Annotated in this window: 14 protein-coding genes; 2 read left to right on the plus strand and 12 right to left on the minus strand. The window is 38.4% G+C overall.

Annotation, left to right across the window (positions count from 1 at the left end):
• From QMA08_RS17695 to QMA08_RS17710, 4 genes are all read right to left on the minus strand, one after another.
• Positions 1 to 4,956: an AAA domain-containing protein gene (locus QMA08_RS17695; protein WP_290175091.1), complete on the minus strand. Its 4,956-nt coding sequence runs from the start codon at positions 4,954 to 4,956 to the stop codon at positions 1 to 3.
• A gap of 93 nt (positions 4,957 to 5,049) precedes the next feature.
• The gene (locus QMA08_RS17700) at positions 5,050 to 6,477 is read right to left on the minus strand and encodes a restriction endonuclease subunit S (protein ID WP_290175092.1); all 1,428 of its coding nucleotides are present in this window, start codon (positions 6,475 to 6,477) and stop codon (positions 5,050 to 5,052) included.
• Between the two features lie 86 nt (positions 6,478 to 6,563).
• Positions 6,564 to 7,628 carry a PDDEXK nuclease domain-containing protein gene (locus QMA08_RS17705; protein ID WP_290175093.1) on the minus strand — a complete coding sequence of 355 codons (1,065 nt, stop codon included), beginning with the start codon at positions 7,626 to 7,628 and terminating at the stop codon, positions 6,564 to 6,566.
• On the minus strand, positions 7,621 to 9,279 hold the full coding sequence (locus QMA08_RS17710; protein WP_290175094.1) for a class I SAM-dependent DNA methyltransferase: 1,659 nt from the start codon (positions 9,277 to 9,279) through the stop codon (positions 7,621 to 7,623). Before QMA08_RS17710 ends, QMA08_RS17705 begins: the two co-directional genes overlap by 8 nt.
• Before the next feature lie 484 nt (positions 9,280 to 9,763).
• On the opposite strand from QMA08_RS17710, the gene QMA08_RS17715 reads away from it, so the two are divergent.
• Complete coding sequence (locus QMA08_RS17715) at positions 9,764 to 10,552, plus strand: hypothetical protein (protein ID WP_290175095.1); 789 nt, start codon at positions 9,764 to 9,766, stop codon at positions 10,550 to 10,552.
• Positions 10,553 to 11,792: 1,240 nt separating this feature from the next.
• On the opposite strand, the gene QMA08_RS17720 is transcribed toward QMA08_RS17715, so the two are convergent.
• The gene (locus tag QMA08_RS17720; RefSeq protein WP_290175096.1) at positions 11,793 to 11,981 is read right to left on the minus strand and encodes a hypothetical protein; all 189 of its coding nucleotides are present in this window, start codon (positions 11,979 to 11,981) and stop codon (positions 11,793 to 11,795) included.
• 811 nt (positions 11,982 to 12,792) lie between these two features.
• Between QMA08_RS17720 and QMA08_RS17725 the strand changes: the two genes are divergently transcribed.
• A complete protein-coding gene (locus tag QMA08_RS17725) occupies positions 12,793 to 13,671 on the plus strand; it encodes a hypothetical protein (RefSeq protein ID WP_290175097.1) in 879 nt (292 codons plus the stop codon).
• 24 nt (positions 13,672 to 13,695) lie between these two features.
• On the opposite strand, the gene QMA08_RS17730 is transcribed toward QMA08_RS17725, so the two are convergent.
• The 7 genes from QMA08_RS17730 to QMA08_RS17760 form a co-directional block, all read right to left on the minus strand.
• On the minus strand, positions 13,696 to 14,655 hold the full coding sequence (locus tag QMA08_RS17730) for a replication initiation protein (protein ID WP_290175098.1): 960 nt from the start codon (positions 14,653 to 14,655) through the stop codon (positions 13,696 to 13,698).
• A 696-nt stretch (positions 14,656 to 15,351) separates the two neighbouring features.
• On the minus strand, positions 15,352 to 15,636 hold the full coding sequence (locus QMA08_RS17735) for a hypothetical protein (RefSeq protein WP_290175099.1): 285 nt from the start codon (positions 15,634 to 15,636) through the stop codon (positions 15,352 to 15,354).
• 131 nt (positions 15,637 to 15,767) lie between these two features.
• Positions 15,768 to 16,160 (minus strand): hypothetical protein, encoded by a 393-nt coding sequence (locus QMA08_RS17740; RefSeq protein WP_290175100.1) that lies wholly within the window; start codon positions 16,158 to 16,160, stop codon positions 15,768 to 15,770.
• Positions 16,161 to 16,540: 380 nt separating this feature from the next.
• Positions 16,541 to 16,780: a hypothetical protein gene (locus tag QMA08_RS17745; protein ID WP_290175101.1), complete on the minus strand. Its 240-nt coding sequence runs from the start codon at positions 16,778 to 16,780 to the stop codon at positions 16,541 to 16,543.
• A 3-nt stretch (positions 16,781 to 16,783) separates the two neighbouring features.
• The gene (locus QMA08_RS17750) at positions 16,784 to 17,107 is read right to left on the minus strand and encodes a transposase (protein ID WP_290175102.1); all 324 of its coding nucleotides are present in this window, start codon (positions 17,105 to 17,107) and stop codon (positions 16,784 to 16,786) included.
• 283 nt (positions 17,108 to 17,390) lie between these two features.
• Positions 17,391 to 18,398 carry a YhdH/YhfP family quinone oxidoreductase gene (locus QMA08_RS17755; RefSeq protein WP_290175103.1) on the minus strand — a complete coding sequence of 336 codons (1,008 nt, stop codon included), beginning with the start codon at positions 18,396 to 18,398 and terminating at the stop codon, positions 17,391 to 17,393.
• Positions 18,399 to 18,592: 194 nt separating this feature from the next.
• Positions 18,593 to 19,294, minus strand: coding sequence for a hypothetical protein (locus QMA08_RS17760; protein WP_290175104.1), 702 nt, complete (start codon positions 19,292 to 19,294; stop codon positions 18,593 to 18,595).
• Positions 19,295 to 19,582 lie beyond the last annotated feature (288 nt).

Here is a 19,582-nt window from a genome sequence, read left to right on the forward strand (position 1 = left end):
TTACACCGCCTTTTTATGCTTTTGAGGGGTTACATCAACGAAAGCATAATCACCCAGGGCGTTATTTTCTTCCATAAATTTAATTACACGACCAAACGGTAAGTCGCTATTTTTTCCTTGCCACATTCTCTTATCACCTACAATAACAAGTCTGTCCATCGCTCGCGATAATGCAACGTTTATCCTGTTTGGTAACCTTAAAAATCCTGAGCTTTGTCTTTGTTCAGAACGTGACACTGATAAGATAATTATCCGATTTTCTTTACCTTGATAACTATCAACAGTATCAATTTTCAGCAGCGACATAAGTGACTCTGAAATCCCTGCTTTTTTAATTTTTTGTCGTATACGCTTTTTCTGCTCGCCATACATACAAATAACACCAATAGCTGCTTCACCTTCTTTTACTTGTTTACTAAGATTGCTAACAAACTCCTGACTTTCATCAACTTGCTGTAATAAATCCACAATAGCTTGAGCTTCGGCATCATTAAAAATACTTGTACCAGAGCCTTTTTGGTGATGTGCTTTTTTTCCTAATGAAGAAGTATCTAACCACGTTGTAGCAGCATCTAATTGAGGAGGAACATCTGCGTAAATATCTGGAATTTTTCGTTCACCATTCTCAAGCTCGCCTTTATAAAAACATTGCGATACCAAAGTTCCAATGGCGGGAGCCATTCGGTATTGCACTAGTAATTTAGCGCCTATCTGCTCACCGTAATAAGAATTAAAAGCTCGAGCAAAGTCACTTTCAATTAACTCATCAACATCACTGCCCGATTTAATCCCTAACTTTCTAGCTAGTGCTTGTTTATGCGGCTCTGAATACAAAGGGGGTAGTTGTTGATGATCACCAACCAATAGAACCCTTTTACCGGCTTGCATGGCAATTGCCAATTCACTCGCTATTGAGCGTGCAGCCTCATCAATAATAACCCAATCATACTGGTTACTTGCAATATCTATATGCCAATTACCTATACCTACACATGTACCAGCGACGAGTTGGCGAGACCGAGCAAAAAATTCATCTAAGTTTGCATTACCAGAATTCATTACTTTTAGCATATCTTTCGATAATGCTATTAAACGCTTAACGCTATGAGCAACATTAGCCTGTATTGCATGCTCATAGTTCAAGTTCTTAACTAAGGTATCGCCCACAATACTTAAATCGTCGTGCCAATCTTTGTTAGTTTTGATCTCATTTGGTAGACGATTATTAATTAATACTTTTCGTTCGTTGATTTGCTTTTTAAGCTCTTTTTTATCTTTCGGCTCTAACTCTTTGTTCTCTAGCTCTTTTAATGCACTGAGTTGTTCATCAATAATCGAGAGAACTCTTTTATCTAGTTCTACAAACGCCTCTAAATATTCTTTAGGTGCTTTTAATGACTTAGCTAAAGACATTACACGGTTTTTTAAATGAGAAGAAAATTGCTCTGCTTTTTTATTAACCATATTGGGTGAAAACACATCTCGTAGCGAGCTAGAAACAGCCGCCTCACGGCTACTAAACCTCACCACATCTAACGGAGTATTCAATCTGCTACAGTGTTTTCGAATACGTTCTGCCGCAGTATTTACCGCCTCGTGTGATTGGCTAACTAATAAAATACGCTGCGTCCCTAGCTTTTCTACTAAGTAATGTACAAAAGCAGCAATAAACTCTGTTTTACCTGTGCCTGGCGGTCCTTGCAACATTGAAAGCGGACCATAGCGTAATAATTTTTGAAACGCGATTCGTTGCTTATCGTTTAGTTTTATTGTGTTGCCATTATCATCGTTTCTGTCGTAGCGAGCAAAGTCCTCGCTTGTAACATTATGTTCGTAATCAATCGGATCATGCTGGCAATCAGGTTCAAAATAGTCAGCTAAATTTTCAATAACAGAGTCGTTTTCAATTATGCGGGTAAGCGCATTTTTACGCTTAACAAAAGAAGACTTATCGGCCTTACTCCTAAAAAATATCACATCCTCTTCTTTTAGTCTTTTAGCATGAAATGAACTATTTGATAGTGTCGCTTTATTAAGCCCTGATTTTGATAGATTCACTTGGCCAATAATAAACTCATCGTCACCATCAACTATATAAGCTTCAACATCGTCTTTTGCAGTAAAAGCATCTAGCGGATCTTTGTCTGCTTCATACGGCAAAATAATAAAGTCTTTATTGTCTTTGTAAGCCATTGGCTCACTGGCAAGCTCAACATAAGGATGAGACTCCGACTCTGTTTGTATAATAGCTTTCCATAACTCACGTGTAGAAATTGGCTCAACTGCACTTTCATCACTTTTAAGCTCCGAGCAAACTAATGATTCAACGCGATTATCGCTCGTAGAATCAGCAGGTAAGTTGGCTTCTTTTCGTTTTAACTCAAACTGCTTGATTGCATTTTCAAAGCTATAAAGCTGCTTAATTCTTCGATTTAAAGTACCTAAATTACTTGCCCTACCTTGTGTAACTTTAATTGCAAAAGGCACCTCAAAGTCTGCACTAGTAATATCTCGCCTTGAAATACTCTCTCTTTTAATAGGCGGCATACCGTGTTCAAATTCAAACTGTGCTCTTTTAAAAAATAACTTTTGTATTCCACCTAAACCACAAAAGCTTAAAACTAAATCTGTTGAATTTTTACGACTTTGTTCAATTGATACATACAACTTACCGTTATCCGGATAAATAGTAATATCCTCAAAATCAGTGCGCCCACCGATCTCAATATTTATGGTTTCAGCTTTAACTTCTAAACTTTGTTCCGGATTTAAAAAAGCGTCTTCAAAACGCGCAAGTTCCTTAAAGCCATAATCTACATCTTGCAGCTCTTTAATTATTGCGTTGCTTACTGCTGGATGGCTTGAGCTTTCTTCACCCCAGTCAATTCTCAATAACTCTGCGCATATTTTCATAACGGCAAAGTTATCTCGCTCAAATGCCGTGCAGTTTTCGCTATTTATAGGGCTATATTCTGAGTTGTATACCTCGTTAGCATCATGATGAAAATCGAGTACATCAATAATAAAAACATCGCCGCCATTAACTATAATATTCTCTGGTTTTAAATCTCCGTGAGCAAAACCAAGTGAATGCATATGCCTCACATTTGATATAAGAGTTTTGGCAACAATATCTGCCCCCCTAAACCTCAAGCTTGTATCAAGGGTGCTTCCTTCAATCCATTGTGCAACCAAATATAAAGCGCTATCTCGTGCGGTTATACCAATATCAACTATTTTTGGCACAAAACTCAAATTCAAGTTTTGTAGTTTTTCAGCTCGCTCTAAAAAAAATAGCGTTCGCTGGCCAAGCCCAGGGCTTATATCGGTTGGATTAATATTGTTCCAAACCTTAACTAAACCACTCTCGGCTTTGTAAACTTCTTTACTATCGGTTTCTTTAATAAACTCAAGTTCAGGGTGTAATCTGCTTATTTTGCTATGTTTTACAAAACGCTCAAGCTGATTACTCGAAAACGTAAATGCTTCTTCTTGGCTTGGCGCACTATCAATTAACGCATCAAATAACTCACCTGCATTAGCATAGCTTTTATCAGAAAACGCATTAAGCAATACAGAGCCAAACCACTCATCACAATCACTAAGCTGTTGAGATATACTTTCCTCAAATTTAGGCGTTAACCGCTCTGCCTTAATAATTGCCCAAGCAATAATGGCTAAACGAGAAACGTCATGGCTATAAGGGCTTCTAAAGCTTTCTTTCTGCTCATAAACCGAAAGCTCATCACGTATTTCACCAACCGTTTCTTTTTTACGCTCAAAAGCCGAAATAAAATTAGAAAGCGCCACACGCTGCCCTGTACTCAACCACACACTATGGCTGCCAATATCTCGGTGGGCTAAATGTAATTGGTGTAAATCAGCAAAGCGGGCAATTAACACTCTTACTAGGTTTATTCGCTCATCAATTGATAAGTTTTCCCCGTAGGTAGTAATAAAATCGTTAAGACGCTCTTGCCCTTCGGGTAGCTCAACTACCTCGTTGTATTGTGAAGTTATTTTATCTTTAGATGGGATAGTAAGTGACGATACGCAATGATCGTATAAGTCACGGTTTTCACGTTTTATTTTGGTTAACACTTCGCGTTCACGCGATACTATTTTAAAACGGCCATCCGGCGTTTTAGCCTCTGTATTGGTAAGCTTATCAAACTCCCAACGACGAATAATGGCATGATCGTTTTTATCCGACTCACTCTGCGCATAAAACTCTGTATAAATATTATTAGGATGTTTAAATATTTCGTCTTGCCCAACCCAGCCATCAACCGTTAATGGCTTCGATTCTACTTTACTAGCACTGAGTAACTGTTTTTCTAATAAAGGGATATCGTTAAGTAAAACGGCAGAATCTGGATGAGGCCTAAAATGATCATTAAAAACATGCTCATTGGCACATAACTTACAAAAATCATTTAAGCTCATCGTTTCAGCTAAATCATTTTTTTGTAACTTAGAAAAGTCACTTGTACCTGTCATAACCACTAATGGGTATACACGCGGTATATGCTGACCATTGCTAAATTTGCCTCTAAAAGGCTTGAGTAAATTATCTAACAAAAACTTTTTATTACGAGTTATTTCAACAGGCGACTTGCCTCTGTCATCATTACCAAAAAACCACTTACCGTTATTTGAGGTAATAGGTTGTCCATTCCAATGCTTTAATTCCACAATTAAAATATTGCAGTGAGTTACAATCAGTAAATCTATTTCGCCTTGCTGATTTTTATTAATAAACCTAAAACCTGCATACCCCTTCCAACCTTCATTGAAAGAGGTTTTTAATGTTTTTAGCGCTTCAAAACCTTGGCTTTGTTTATTATTTTTACCCTTGTTGCTTTGTTTTTTTGGTCCAGTTAATACATTTTTTATTTTTTCAATTGCATCTATTTCATGACGTTCAAGGCCGCCCTGCCAATATTTTATATCCATATTTACTTCTTATTAATTCTAATTATTTAAATTATAGTTACTTAGTTGTATTTAGTTTTGAGCATACAAAAGTAAGCTCTTTGCTTCTATGTGCTATGTATTAGTGTCACTAATATTTGCCAAGTCAGGTATTTGTAATTCACCTGAAATGAGTTTGGGTAATAGCGTATTTCTTAAACTTTCAAGTTGATTTATATTTAATTTGTTGAAATATATCTTGTTAAAGTAATTTTCAATTACTCTATCAAACCTCGAAAGAACTTCTACTGAAGGAAAAAGCATTTCTAAGCTATTAAGTACTTTAGTTGTCATGCTTGGTACAGCTGACCCTACATTCATTGCTGCAAAGTCTAAAGCTTTCAAGTGATAAAACATAAACTTTGCAACTTTAGGTACTTTAGGGATTGTGTAAAACATAGTATCAACAGTCCAAAATGAGCCATTTATATGCATAATATTACTTAAAGTACCTTTCCTAGGAATAAGTACAGATTCGCCATCATACAAAAAACTTTCGGCATAACGCATAAGCCCGCCAGACCCGTAAACAGGATACTTTCCATCATCTAATTTTTTGTGATCTTTTCCATATTTAACCTCAAGTAAATCACTTAGATATTTTTGCTTCCAACCCTTTGGTATCCAGCCTAGTTGTTCGTTGTGTTCGAACTCACTGGGGAAGTGGGCGTGGGTGTTGGCGTGTTGCGCTAATATTTTAGGGTTGGCGTTAAAGTTTGGTTTAACGGGTGTTTCAGCGGCTTTTTCTGATATTTTCACTGCTGCTTGTGTTGCTTCTTTTGTTGGTAACTGTGCTTGTAACTCGTGAGCGAGCGCACTGAGTGAGGTTTTTATTTCGGCTGCATTGTGTAAACTGTTCAGTGCCGCTAAGCGGCGCTGTGCTTTTTGTTTTAACTGGTCAGGCAGACTAGTTTCAAGGTTTTCTAACTTAAAATCAGCGCTAGCAAGTAGGTTGTCGAACACAGGATCAAAGTCAACAAACCAGCTTTTAAACAACGCCTGCGCCATTTGCTCTAATGTTTGGTTTGTTTGACGGTTTAGCTCTATTTTCTTATCGAACTCACTAATGAACTTTGCTATGGCATGCCTTATTTCAATTGATGGAGCTGAAATTGGAATTTTTTTCAGATCCCCTTGTGTTATCTTTGGTCTGGTAGAGCCTGATATATAACTTTCAATTTCTGCATATTGCAATGCATAACAGATATATTGAGTGTCTAAATCATCGACTCCCTTTAGTACATGCGCATGATTATTAACCCAAAATTTTCCCTGCGCAATAAAAGCAATCGGAGTATTTCTTGTTCTTAAATTATCACCATCCTCTGCGAGCAAAACATACAAACCATCAAAAATGAACCCCTCAACATAATCAGTTATCCCTGAAGCACCATAATATGGATAATCTCCAGGTACTCTTTTTGACTTCGTAATAGGCTTTCTTTTGGTATCGTGTATTGTAACTAAATCAACCAGAGGTAATATTGGATATTTACTCCCCATAACCCAGCACCTCCACGTTTTTACGGATTGCTTTATCAAGCTCATCGCTTTGCTTCATCTGGCTATCAACAACACACTCTATTTGTTTATTCATCATCTTGGCCTTTAACTTGCTGGTTAAGCAACTGCGCTTGTACGCGTTCGCGTTCTTTTTGTAGTTCTATGCGCAGCTCTTCTTCGCTGGGTAGGTGGGCTAAATACTTTGCGGCAAAGAGTTGTTTTTGGTCGCTCAGTACAGAGTATTTAACAACGGCTTCGCTTTTTTCACTGCATAAAACAAGGCCAATAGTAGGGTTGTCGTCGTTGCTGGTGTGTAAGTCATCGTACAAGCGAATGTAGGTGTCCATTTGGCCTATATCTTGGTGTTTGAGTTTGCCAATTTTTAAATCAAGCAATAAAAAACACTTGAGTTTAAAATTGTAAAAAACAAGGTCGATATAAAAATCTTCGTCGTCAAAACGGATGCGTTTTTGGCGCTCTACAAAAGCAAAGCCTTTACCAAGCTCTAACAAAAACTGTTGTAGGTTATTTATAATGCCTTGCTCTAGGTCGTTTTCTTGATAGCTTTTGTCTTGCAGGTTTAAAAAATCTAAAATGTAGGGATCGCGCAGGTAGTCTTTTGCGGATTCTGCCAATACTTGTGTGTTTTGTTGGGCTTCTTGCTCAACGGGTTGTTTGTTTTTACTTGAGAGCAAACGCTCGTAGTAAAGCGTGCCAATTTGGCGCTCTAACGCGCGCGCCGACAAATTTTGTAAAATGGCTTCATCTCGATACCAGTTGCGTGCACTTGAACTATCAACCCGCAATAGGGTGCGATAATGCGTCCAGCTTAATTCGAGACGCACTGCGTCTTGTTTTTCAAAGGCGAGATAAAAGCGGCGCATATTACGCAGGTTGGTTATGTCAAACCCTTTGCCATAATCGGTGGTGAGTTGCTGTGATAGCCGCTTTAATGTTGCTTTGCCGTAGGCTGCGCGAATTTCTCCGCCTTGCTCATCTTCTACAATTAAGCGCCCTATTTGCCAATACGCTTGTAGCATGGCGGTATTTACGGTTTGTTTAACTTGCCCACGGACTTGCTCAACAATGCGCTTAATATCAACTAATAAGTGCTCGTTTTGAGTAGATGGGTGTTCTTTACTGTTAGTCATTACGTTCTTCACTATCGCGCTTTTCAGCAAAACGCTCGTCGCCATAGCCTAAGGCCTGCAAGTTTTTACGAATAGCGCTATCAAGTTCATCGGCTTGATTCATTTGGCTGTAAAGGGTTTGGCTAAGTTCGCTCATTTTAGTTTCGAACGGGATGCCATCGTCTGCAATATCAGCCGCGCCTACATAGCGCCCTGGGGTCAATACGTAGTCGTTCGCTTTTATATCGCTAAGGGTGGCTGATTTACAGTAACCGGCGATATCTTCATACTCTTTTTGTACGCTTTCTGTTGCAAGCTCTTCGCCACGCCAAAGGTGGTAGGTTTGGGTAATTTTTGCTATATCGTCGTTGGTGAGCTCTTTTAAAGTACGGTTAACCATAGCGCCCATTTCGCGGGCGTCTATAAATAGCGTTTCGCCTTGGCGGTCGCGGCGCTTTAGTAGGCCTTTTTCGTTATTGCCGCGTTTATCTTTACTTATAAACCATAAACACACCGGAATTTGCGTGGTGTAAAACAACTGCCCTGGTAGGGCTATCATACAATCGACTAAATCGTTTTCGATTATTTTTTGGCGAATATCGCCCTCGCCACTGGTGTTAGAACTCATTGAACCATTAGCCAGTACAAAGCCTGCGGTGCCATGCTCGCTAAGCTTTGAGATCATATGCATGATCCACGCATAGTTGGCATTACCGGTAGGCGGTGTTGGGTAACCTGCCCAACGGGCATCGTCAACCAGCTCGTTATCGGCGCGCCACTGTTTTTGGTTAAACGGTGGGTTTGCCATAATGTAATCGGCTTTTAAGTCGGGGTGTTGGTCTTTAAAAAAGGTATCGCCCGCTACATCGCCTAAGTTGCCCGAAATACCGCGCACAGCAAGGTTCATTTTAGCCAGTTTATAGGTGGTGTTAGTGTACTCTTGCCCATAAATAGACACATTTTTTTGATTACCGTTATGGCTATTTATAAATTTAAGCGATTGCACAAACATACCGCCCGAGCCACAACAGGGGTCGTAAATTTTGCCTTCGAACGGCTCAATCATATCGGCTATTAGGGTAACAATTGACTTAGGCGTATAGAACTCGCCCCCGCCTTTACCTTCAGAGGCGGCAAATTTACCTAAAAAGTATTCGTACACACGACCAACTAAGTCTTCTTCTGTTTTTTCGTTTTGGTTGGCAATGGTATCGATATTATTAATGGTATCGATAAGCGCTGAGAGCTTACTGGCATCGAGCCCTAAGCGTGAAAAGTAGTTGTCGGGCAATGCGCCCGCGAGTGATTTATTGTTTTTTTCAACCGCGTGCAGTGCGGTATCTATTTTAACGGCTATATCGCCTTGCTTGGCGTTGGCTTGAATATACGACCAGCGTGCGTCTTCTGGGAGATAAAACACGTTATCCATCGCGTAAAAGTCGACCATGTCGATGTATTCATCACCGTACTCAGCAACAATAGCCTTTTTACGCCCTTCAAACTTATCACTAATAAATTTAAGAAAGATTAAGCTTAAAACAATGTGCTTATATTCGGCTGACTCAACACTGCCGCGCAGTTTATTGGCGGCGTCCCAAAGGGACTCTTCAAACCCGACTTGTGTTTTTTTTGCGGCTTTTTTTGTAGCAGGCTTTTTTGATGCAGCGTCCATGTGGTCTCTCTTTGCAAGAATATCAATATAAATTATTGGCTTATCATACCGCAAAGGTCGTGGATTTTTGAGTGTTAATTAGTAATAAATTGGTATTAAAAATAGGGGTGCTTTGTAAATGTAAGAATCAGGGAAAACCTCGGCTTTTAGTGATAAAAACCCGTCATAACTTATTTAAAAGACTCAGTTATTTTAGTCTAATGAAGAAGCTTTACCAGCTTTAAATGTTGCAAAATGGATTATTAATTCAACGTATTTAACTTTTCGGAAATTACAAAGTTCAGTGAAATTAGCTTTATTTACCTAAAACATGTTGCGATCTTACCTAATTTATTGAATAATCCTCCTGAGCTTCCTTGATGAGCTCGTTTCGCCCACTTTAAGCGTAGTCCTGTCGGATAATCATACTCACGAATAAAAATAGTTAAACATTTAACATGCGTAATGTTAGTGGGCGGACGTAAGCATATTTAAGGTTTACTCTATGAATCAGTTAGATCAATACTTTCCTTCTGGCCTGTCTATTTCTCGCGCCAAAAAAGACGCAAAAAAACTAAAAAAAGCAAAGGCAATTCCTTTAAATCAAGCACTCGATGAAATTGCTCAAAGTGAAATGAATTTAACTTGGGAGCAAGCATTAAAGGCTTTGTCGTCTAACGATTATGGACACAATGCGTCCTTAAACGAGGACATTTTAACGTTACCAGAAGCTGCATTAGGTACAGAACAAGCATCGGCTGAAGCAATGACCGAAGAAAGTTGTGAACAGTCAGATGAACAAGATGAGTCATTAGATGAAGATGAAGATGAAGGTGAAGATGAAGAAAAGGGGGAGGTAAATTTCACCAATACAATATATAACTCGCAGCTAATTGAGTTTGAGGAAATGGTAGACAAGAATAGTGGACAGGCAGATACATTTATTTATCCTGCAAACGAAGTTTTCATTCAGGATAATGGAAATGGTACTAAGCTATGGCCGTCACCATTGGCTGCAACCGAAAGCAATGCAGACCTCTTCTGCGATATGCTTAATAAGTTCAGCTTACGTATTTTTGAGTATGACCTAATAGATACAATCTATGAAGACGAAATTGGTGAAACTTCTTATGAAATGTGGTACGAATCAAATTGTCCAATATATGAATCTAGTGACTGTGAGCGCGAAATTACCGCAGATCCAGACTACATACATGTTAAATCACAGCGTTCACTATATTTCGTAGTAGATATGGTTCGCTCTACCCTGATAAGCTGGGAATTAGAAATGTAGCTATCGTAAATTTGCAGGCTTTACTTGCTCTATTGTTTAATAAAGTAAAGTTACATGAATCGTATTACTGATATCTGGGAGCGAAATGCTCCCTTTATATAAAAACGTTCGTCTCAATATTTAAAGCAACATTTAACATATAACTTTAAATACTTAACAAGCATTCCTCGCATATCTTTATTTAAAAGCAATTAAAAAAACACAGTGTAATTTTGCTTTTAGGTTAATAAAACGTTTTAACTCAAATTACCATCTTGCAACAAAAAACACCTATCTTCTTCGAAAAACCATTGAAAACCTACAAATATTGCCGTTCGAGTTATTTTTAAATTAAAAACAATAAAAGGCTTGCGTTATAAATCAGGAGCATTTAAAGTTCGAAACATAGGAGGGTAGCAATGCTATTCCTCTGCAGTCTCCGTAGTAAATGGAGATAAATAAAAAATACAATTAGTTCATAAAAAATTAGTCAGCCTGTTGTGCTACTAAGTTGGTTTCCCCGCTTTGGCGGGGGTGAGCGACAAAACACTGTAGTAAAAAAAGTTTAGTTAGACAGTCGTGCTACTAAATTGGTTTCCCCGCTTTGGCGGGGGTGAGCGACAAAACACTGTAGTAAAAAAAGTTTAGTTAGACAGTCGTGCTACTAAATTGGTTTCCCCGCTTTAGCGGGGGTGAGCGACAAAACACTGTAGTAAAGAAAATTTAGTTTGCAATTGTAACTACTAATTTTTACCCTTTGCGTAAGCAGAGGTATATGAAAACTAATTTGTATATTCCTTGTGGTTGGTAGGTATGTATTTTTGCATGTCTATCAACTCATTGAACCAACTCCCCTCTAAGTTACCCTCTCCTATTCAGGAGTATTTAATAGTTTTAAAAACTCATTTTTATATAAACCTTTATCTTTTTTATATGGTGGCAGTCCAGTTAATGCTTTCAACAAAAAAGCGCCCTGATTAACTCGGAGCGCTTTACTTTAAGGACAAATAAACAGGTTTATACAAATTTAAATAACAAATATTTGAGTGCTATCTTCAAACTTCGCTTATTGCTTTGGCAATATTTCTCGTAGTTAATTATGCCAATAGCCATTTTGCTACAAAATAAAGTGAGTAAAATAAACCAAGCAAAATTTTGAGTCGATTTGTACTGCAAAAACGATATAGATGAGCCACTAAAAGTAATAGTCGAATAAACAATTTCTATTCGGTATTGGCTAAAATTTTTCAACATTTGGGCATTAAAAGCCATTATCAAAACAGTCATCATTGTTTGAATCACTTATCGACTCTTCAATCTCATAAACAGTCATGACCCTATCAGGTTGGCCCACCACATTGCCGCCAACATCAACCATATTAGCGCTCGCATTTGTGATAGGTAATCCTGTTGTTGGATTAATAGCAATATCATTAGCGTCGTTTTTCATTTTTTAACCTTAATAATCATTAATTAATGCTTTCAAATTTAATGATTTCGTGATAAAAAACAAACATGTTTGACTGCGAAGCTCAGCAACAAAAAGTTTGCATAAGGCATTCACTTTTCTTCTATTTCACTTAATTTTTTTAAGCAAAAAACCTTTCCTCTTTATCTAAAAAGTTCATTAATAAGTTTAATTTGAAGTCGTTGTTTGTCTGAAAGACAGGTTTTCAGATCGCATTTTTCGGCACGAAAAACTGCAAAGAAAAGTGTCTCAGAATGAGACCAACAAGCGCGTAATGTGTTGTAGGCGAAGCCGCAGACACATGGAGTTGCGCGAATGTACAGGCTGGCCTGTACCAACCGCGATAGTGTTTCGCATCAGCGAAATTCGATTAAAATTTGGCACAAATTGATATCGAACCATCTATTTTCGTAGAAAATAAAAGCGAAGAAAAATGCGGATAATGGGGCACCCATCGCATTGACTGTAGCGGCAGTATGGCGGTTGGTACAGGGCGGAGCACGGTACATTCGCGCAGGGTCTACAACGCTAGCGCGATAGCGCGTTGAGCCAGCTCGTTGCGGAGCAACACCAGAGCTGGCGTGCGTTTTAGACCCTATGGTTGAACAACGAAGTTGAGAAGCCATCCGCTGAAAGCGGCTTTTGTTGCGATAATTATCGCGACAATGATTCCGTGCATGCTGTCAAAGTATCTCGGAATGAAAAACGGCAATATAATTATAAAAAGATGATAATTTTTGTGTTGCGGTACTAGTTAATTTTAATAATTAACTCACCAAAAGGATTTTGTGAATTGACGTCGCAACCATCAAAAAATTTAGAAAAGAACAACACTCTTCATACTCACTACCCTCGCTATTTTGATATTGATATGCGGTATTTTGCAGGCGCAAATAACCATCAAAAAGGCGTTAACAGAACACGTTTGACCGCTTTAATTGCAATTCGGTTTTCTATTGTTACCCCAGGCATTGTTAATTGGTTATATGGCATTAATCATCGCCTCGCACTGGAACATCTAAACCGGCTAGAAAAGGACAGTTTGCTGCGCGTGGTAAAAACGCATCGAAGCCCAGATGGTCGTGTCTACGTGCCTACCTATACTGCAGCCAAATTTGCCGAGGAGTTAATGGGCATCGACGTGCATTTTAGGAGTAATAAAAACCCTGCTCTGCAGTTCAATCAAAATAATGTAATGCATAACCTGATTAACGCATTTGTCATGCTGCGCGGTATACATAATTATCACAGTGATGAAACATACGCGCCCATGTGGAATGGCTTTATTACTGAGCCTGAATTTAAACGTATTAATAACCTATCTGATACACGAACTGTGGATGGTGCTGTGCGACTCTTAGATGGCTCTATTGCAGCAGTTGAAATTGAGCACTCATTTAAAAATAAAACGGCACGGCAGGCTATTTTACTAAAATATTTGGCCTCGTTAAAAAATAACGATTACAGTAAGATTTTTTTATTCTCTCAGTCGGTCAAAATTTTTGATGACATTAAACGACTCCACGAACAGTTATTTGAGGAGATGCCACAGCGTTTTGATAAAAAAACACGAGCACCACTTCTCAGTGAGAGCGATGCTGAGCTGCTGCGTGCCTCAATAATATACCGAACTAAATTGTGCTCTGAAATTGAAAAAATGTTTTACTCGTAATGCAGTAGTATAAATATTAAGGCGTTATGTTTTTTTGTTCAATTGTTTAGAGTAATACGACTTAGCTTTATCGTCACCGATGATTTTTGCATACGTTATACAGCGCCTTATATCGGCTTTTGCCAATCTAAAAGCGGGGTTTTCGTTTTGGTTTGATAGCTCATAGCCTCCTAATCGATTGAGGTTTACCCGAGCCCATACCCCCTCTTCATGCGAGCCCTTTTTTACCTTCGGCCGACGAGCTAACCTCGGCCTAGCTATATGTTCACTTTTACTAGGGCATTGAGTGCTGTACGCAAACTCAATCGCAGTAATACAATTGCCCATTTTTTTGGGCTTAAACTTTACGCATATATCTGTGTGGGCATTGATTTTTTCAATAGCAGGTAACAATACACGCGACTTAAAATCCCGCCATGCGCCGTATGATTCGGATAAAAATAATTTCTGTTTCATCTCTGGTAATTGAAAATTCACAACTACCGCGCCCTGCCGTTTGTAATTGTGGTAATTTCGCACCTCGTTTAGGAGTCCATACAATCGAAGTGATGCCAGACTGTTTAATTTTACTGTGTTATGAAAAAATAACTCTGTGAAATTACCCTCTATATTAAAAATATACGGCTCGATAGCTTCTGAAAACTCCAGTGTAATAAACGAGCCCTGATTTTTCACCTTTTCGTATGTGGCATTGCTCACCCACGGGATTGATACCGCTTCACCGCTATCGTCTAAAATAGTGACGGATTTATCTTGGAGTGACTTTGCGGCAGAACTCAGCTGCTCATAAACGCTGCGCTTACTGAGGCCAAAACACTGGGCATATTCCGTTGGATAAATCAAAATTTGTCCTGGGTTAGACTTTTTGGAATTGATTTTAGACAACGCGAGATTTATTAATCGCTGCTCATTAATCTCTAGCGAATATCCCGCATGTAATAGCTTATTGGCGAAAACAATTTTTGAAGAATTTTTACTGCTCATGTCACTACCTTATTTCTAGTTGATGCAGTTATGCTAACCGCGGCTCAACCAATAAAAGAAATTTCGGTAAGTTTTTTGGTTAATAAAATTTTTATTTATTCACGGTAAAGTGCCCCCCTAAACCGTATAAATTGCCTACTCATTTCGTATAAAGTGCCACAACAAACATATAAATTGCCCACCAAAACAGCAAGTATTTTGTTTAATTTCAATAAGATAACCCCCTCTAAAAGTATTAAAATAGAAAAATAAAAATAAAGACACATTTGCCATTTTTTATAAATTTATTTCTGACGGTTAAAAAATAAATTAATTATTTTTTATTTTTTTTACCTCACCACTATCATTTGTAATGAAACTACTGAGTGAACTGACTGCCTTACTGAAATACGCAAAAGGGAGATAGACATAAACCTACCTCCCTTTTGCATTTGACCTCGAAGCCTTGCCAAACATGATTACAATGACTACTCTTTTGAGCCACCGCAACGAAATCCTGTATTTGCGCAGGACCTCCTCCCAGGTTTGATACTCAGTAACTGAGTAAAATACCCTATTAAACGCTATTGCAGTTAGGGCAGCGAATCAGCAAATAATGATTCACGGCATATTTGGGGAGACATGATTAGGCTGTTATTTTGATTTGAAAATAACCATTGTGACCTAGTTCAACTGCTAATTATTTCCAATTTAACCCTAAGAAAAAACATCGTCTTCAAAGTCGCACGGCAGCTCCACACGCTCTATTGGGTCGCTAATTAGGCTGTGCATGAGCTCATAAGCGAGTTTTCGCATAGCAAACTCATTTAGTGTTTTATTCGCTGTAATTTCAGGGCCAATTACCTCCCACAGCTCATCTAAATTCGCATTATCACTGCGTAATTCTAATAAGTTAATCTGGTGGTCATTTGCGGTGATTACCCGACTAAATGTTTGTAATAAATTTAAAAAATCCAATGTTGATACGTATGTATTTTCCATACTTAACTTTCCTTGTGTGGTTTGTTATCAAAATCGATAACTCATTATTAGGTAATAAACAGGTATGGGTATTTAAATCGGTTTACAAAAAATTCTTATAAAAAAAAGCAGAACGAAGTCTGCTTAGGGGGTTATGCATTATCGATAATATCGACCCAATCATTCTCTGCTGCTGCAAAAAATGTAGTTGGCGTTTGCATAAATATTTGCTGAAACTCCTCAGAGAAAAACTCACAAAACTGCGTTATTTGCTCTATGTAGATAAGTAAAAAAAGCGTCATGTCTTGTCCTTCTAAATATCTATTCTCAAAACTCGTATTTTTTTCTAACATACTATTTGAAATGCTAATCCCAAGTATTTTTCCAACGCTATCCCTATGTAAATAGATGTAATTATTGAAATTTAACTCCAAACTTTGTTCGTCAACTACATCTGCTAGCAATAAAATTGTAGAGCTGTCATCCCAAGGGGATTTACTGGCACGAACGTATTGGCGAATAAATTGAGATTTAGTGTTTTTCATGATTTGTCCTCGTTAATTGTCCTGAAATTAACTAGGCCATGCGATGGGTAAAAATGAAGAATTGCGTTTTGTTGGCTAAATTTGCAAAAATAATAAAAATCATTAAGGTTGAAAAGAACTCCTAATCTTGAGGCAGGACAATATGACTGATTACATTTGGATAATACCAGCGATAGTACTGACACTAATTTTGATAAAACTTGTTTTAGCACACAATAGAAAAAGTTAGATTGATATAAACCCATTTTAACCCTGTGGACTTGCCAGCTTTCACTATACTTACCTTTACTACCTGTTTGTTCTTTTTGAGTGGTAGAAAACTCAATGATTTTACCTGCAATTTTATCCAAGCTTTTCTTTTTGTTTTAAGTCCTGAGTTATCAGCTCCTCGCGCTGGCTATCTTGTGATTGGTGACCTTCAATAATACGCTTGCTGCGCGCTCTTGTTTGGCTTTTTTACGACTAAGCTCATCGAATATGCTGATCCATTCTTTGCTCGCATTCGATTTTAATTTGCAACCATCAATGGCAATCATGTTAAGACCTATCAACCCTTCTTCATCACACATCATCAGTACTTGCGTAAAAAGCGGTTTAATCTGCTCGTGCATTTTAGTCACGAATCACGCTATTGATGTATAATGTGGCTGAATATCCCTCGTTACATTCATAAATAAAATGTTCGTCTCACAGGCTATAGCAATTCGGCGACTACGGATAAAACCATGCGTATAACCGTGTAAAATAACCTTAAACATCACCGTGGCCGGATACGCTGCAGCGCTTGTTTTATCGTTGTTGTACCATGCTTCAAACCTCGTTAAATCGAGTTTATTCTCGACAATATAACAAAGGGCACATTCAAATGTGCCAGGCAATATTTGCTTAGCGAAATTGATAGGAATGAATTTATTTTGACAGGATAAGTCAGGCTTGTAGTTAGCCATAACAATTTACCGTGGGTGAACAATATCTATTAGATCACAGCGAACGAATGGGTTACAGGTTAAAAAGAAATCAATTAAAAATAGTAAGATACATTCCAGAAAAGAGTAACTCTACAGCCCCACATGCACCACTTAATTCAGGGTGCATGTGAGGATGAAATCTATGCGAGCATGTTCATATTTGAACACCGCATCCGCCGCCGGATGCGAGTGATTGTTAGATTCTTGATGAACACGCACAATACTTCCCCCCTTAAAGATGTCAAGGATTTCACCAAGCTGTCTATACGTTTTTCACATTCACTACATAGCGCCCAACAACGTGCCCTTTAAAGAATTTATCGAGGTATTCTGGTGTTTCATTAAGCGATATTTCTTGTTGATAGCTTTCTAGGTCCGGCAACTTCATGTCTGTTGCTACACGCTGCCAAATGTGTTTTTTATCTTCAAGAGGTATATACACTGAATCTACACCTAGTAGTGAAATCCCACGTGTGATGAAGGGCACAACACTCATGGCAATTTCAGGGGAAGCTGCTAATCCAACAGAGGCTACACCACCGCCAGGTTTAACCTGCTTTAGTAGGCCAGTGAGGTAGTCACCACCTAATGTATCAATAGCATGGGCCCACTTTGGTTTCCCCGCTACTGCATCTTTAACTTCCAGGATAGTCTCTCTGTGTAGTATTTCACTGGCGCCGAGCGCTTTTAGTTTTTCCGATTGTTCAGGCTTACCCGAAAACGCCACCACGTCGTACCCCAATTGATTCAGTAAAGCGATGCTGATGCTACCCACCCCCCCTGTGGCTCCTGTTACAGCCACGGGACCATCACTAGGCTTAGCTCCCATTTTTTCTAATTTTTGAATACACAGCGCCGCGGTCAGGCCCCCTGTGCCATACGTCATTGCTTCTTTTAACGTTAGGGTATCAGGGCAGGCGACTGCCCATTCAGCGGGTATAGATATCTTTTGTCCTAGGCCACCGGGTGTGTTCATACCCAAATCATAGCCGAAAACGAGTACTTCTTCACCAGGGCTAAAGCAACCTGATTTATCGCTCACCACAACGCCTGCTGCATCGATACCTGGGGTGTGCGGGAAGTTCTGACTAATGCGCTTATTACCGCTCGCTGACATAGCGTCTTTATAGTTGAGTGACGAATAGTGTACATCAATGAGCAAGTCATTTTCAGGCAAATCACTAATGTTACGTTCTACCACTTTTTTACTATAAGTATTGTCGCCTAGCTCTTCAACGAGCAGGGCTTTAAAAGCATTATTTGCGCTCATGGGTAATCTCCTGATATGTTATAGTAACTATGCAATATGTTTTGTGAAACCAATTTGCTTTTATGTCGTTTGTTTATAACTTTTTCGAAATCTAATGCCACGCTAAGAGTGTGAACAATAGTTAGTTATAATTAGCGACGAAGGAGCAAAAACCAACTGTTTTTGTGTTCTTCACATGATAAATTACTCTTATACTATGAGCAACGCATACTAAATGGCTTAATTGTTTTTAAATCCCCTGAGGAATAACTCACTTTTTGATCATAACTAATTTCTTTTGCCATTCTCCATATATCGTGTTGTCGTTCCATTAGATAGCTTTTACTAAAGCATGAGACTTTATCACCTTTCTTAAGGCCATATATGGTGTGGCAGCTAGCTTTTAAACCATCTTTTGTCATATAGCAGCTTACAGATGTTGAGCGCACATTAGGAATGATGCCTTGCTGATTAAACCATGCTTCTGATTCCTTGGCAGCAGCGACTTTAGCTCTTCGTGAGTGTTTACTGCGAAAGTGGTCTGTTTTAAATGTATAAATAGGGTTCGCTTGATGAATTTTATCATTAGCCAATACATTTACTACCGACCACCCTTTCTCACTTTTAAAAAGCTGAAGCTTTACTAACCTATCTTTTTCTTGGCTATCGGTAAATTGGTAACCAATAAAGCCTATTTTAGGGAATACCTTCTCATCAAAAGAAGTATAACCTATACCAAAAGTACTTTTTTTCACGAAAGGTTGGAGTTTAATATTCGTCTCAATATATTTATCTGCAAGATAAGTAAAGAGATCAAAGTCATCGGTTGTCAGGTCAACTTCCTGTTCTTTAGAAAAAGGCTGCATACTTGTAAATAATGCAACTCCCAAAATTAAAACTTTGGAATTGGATTTCATAATTATTTCCCTGTAGTTATTTGAAAAACTCGATTTTAAACATACATATAATGACTCCTACACGATGTTACTCTCCGCTTTCGTGGGTTAGCTTAATCAAAAACCAGAGCTATAATTAGTTTGCCTATTAACTAAACAGCAAAGACTGTTTACCTGTACTTTTTGGCTTGATCAAGAAAACTTACGAATCGCGGGATCGTTAAAAAAGGCGTTAAGTTCGTCATCAACAATCGAATCGAGCGGTTTATTAAAATAATGACTGAGTTTGAGGAAATATCCACAGTAGCT

The organism is Pseudoalteromonas sp. APC 3355 (assembly GCF_030407615.1).
GTDB lineage: Bacteria > Pseudomonadota > Gammaproteobacteria > Enterobacterales > Alteromonadaceae > Pseudoalteromonas > Pseudoalteromonas distincta.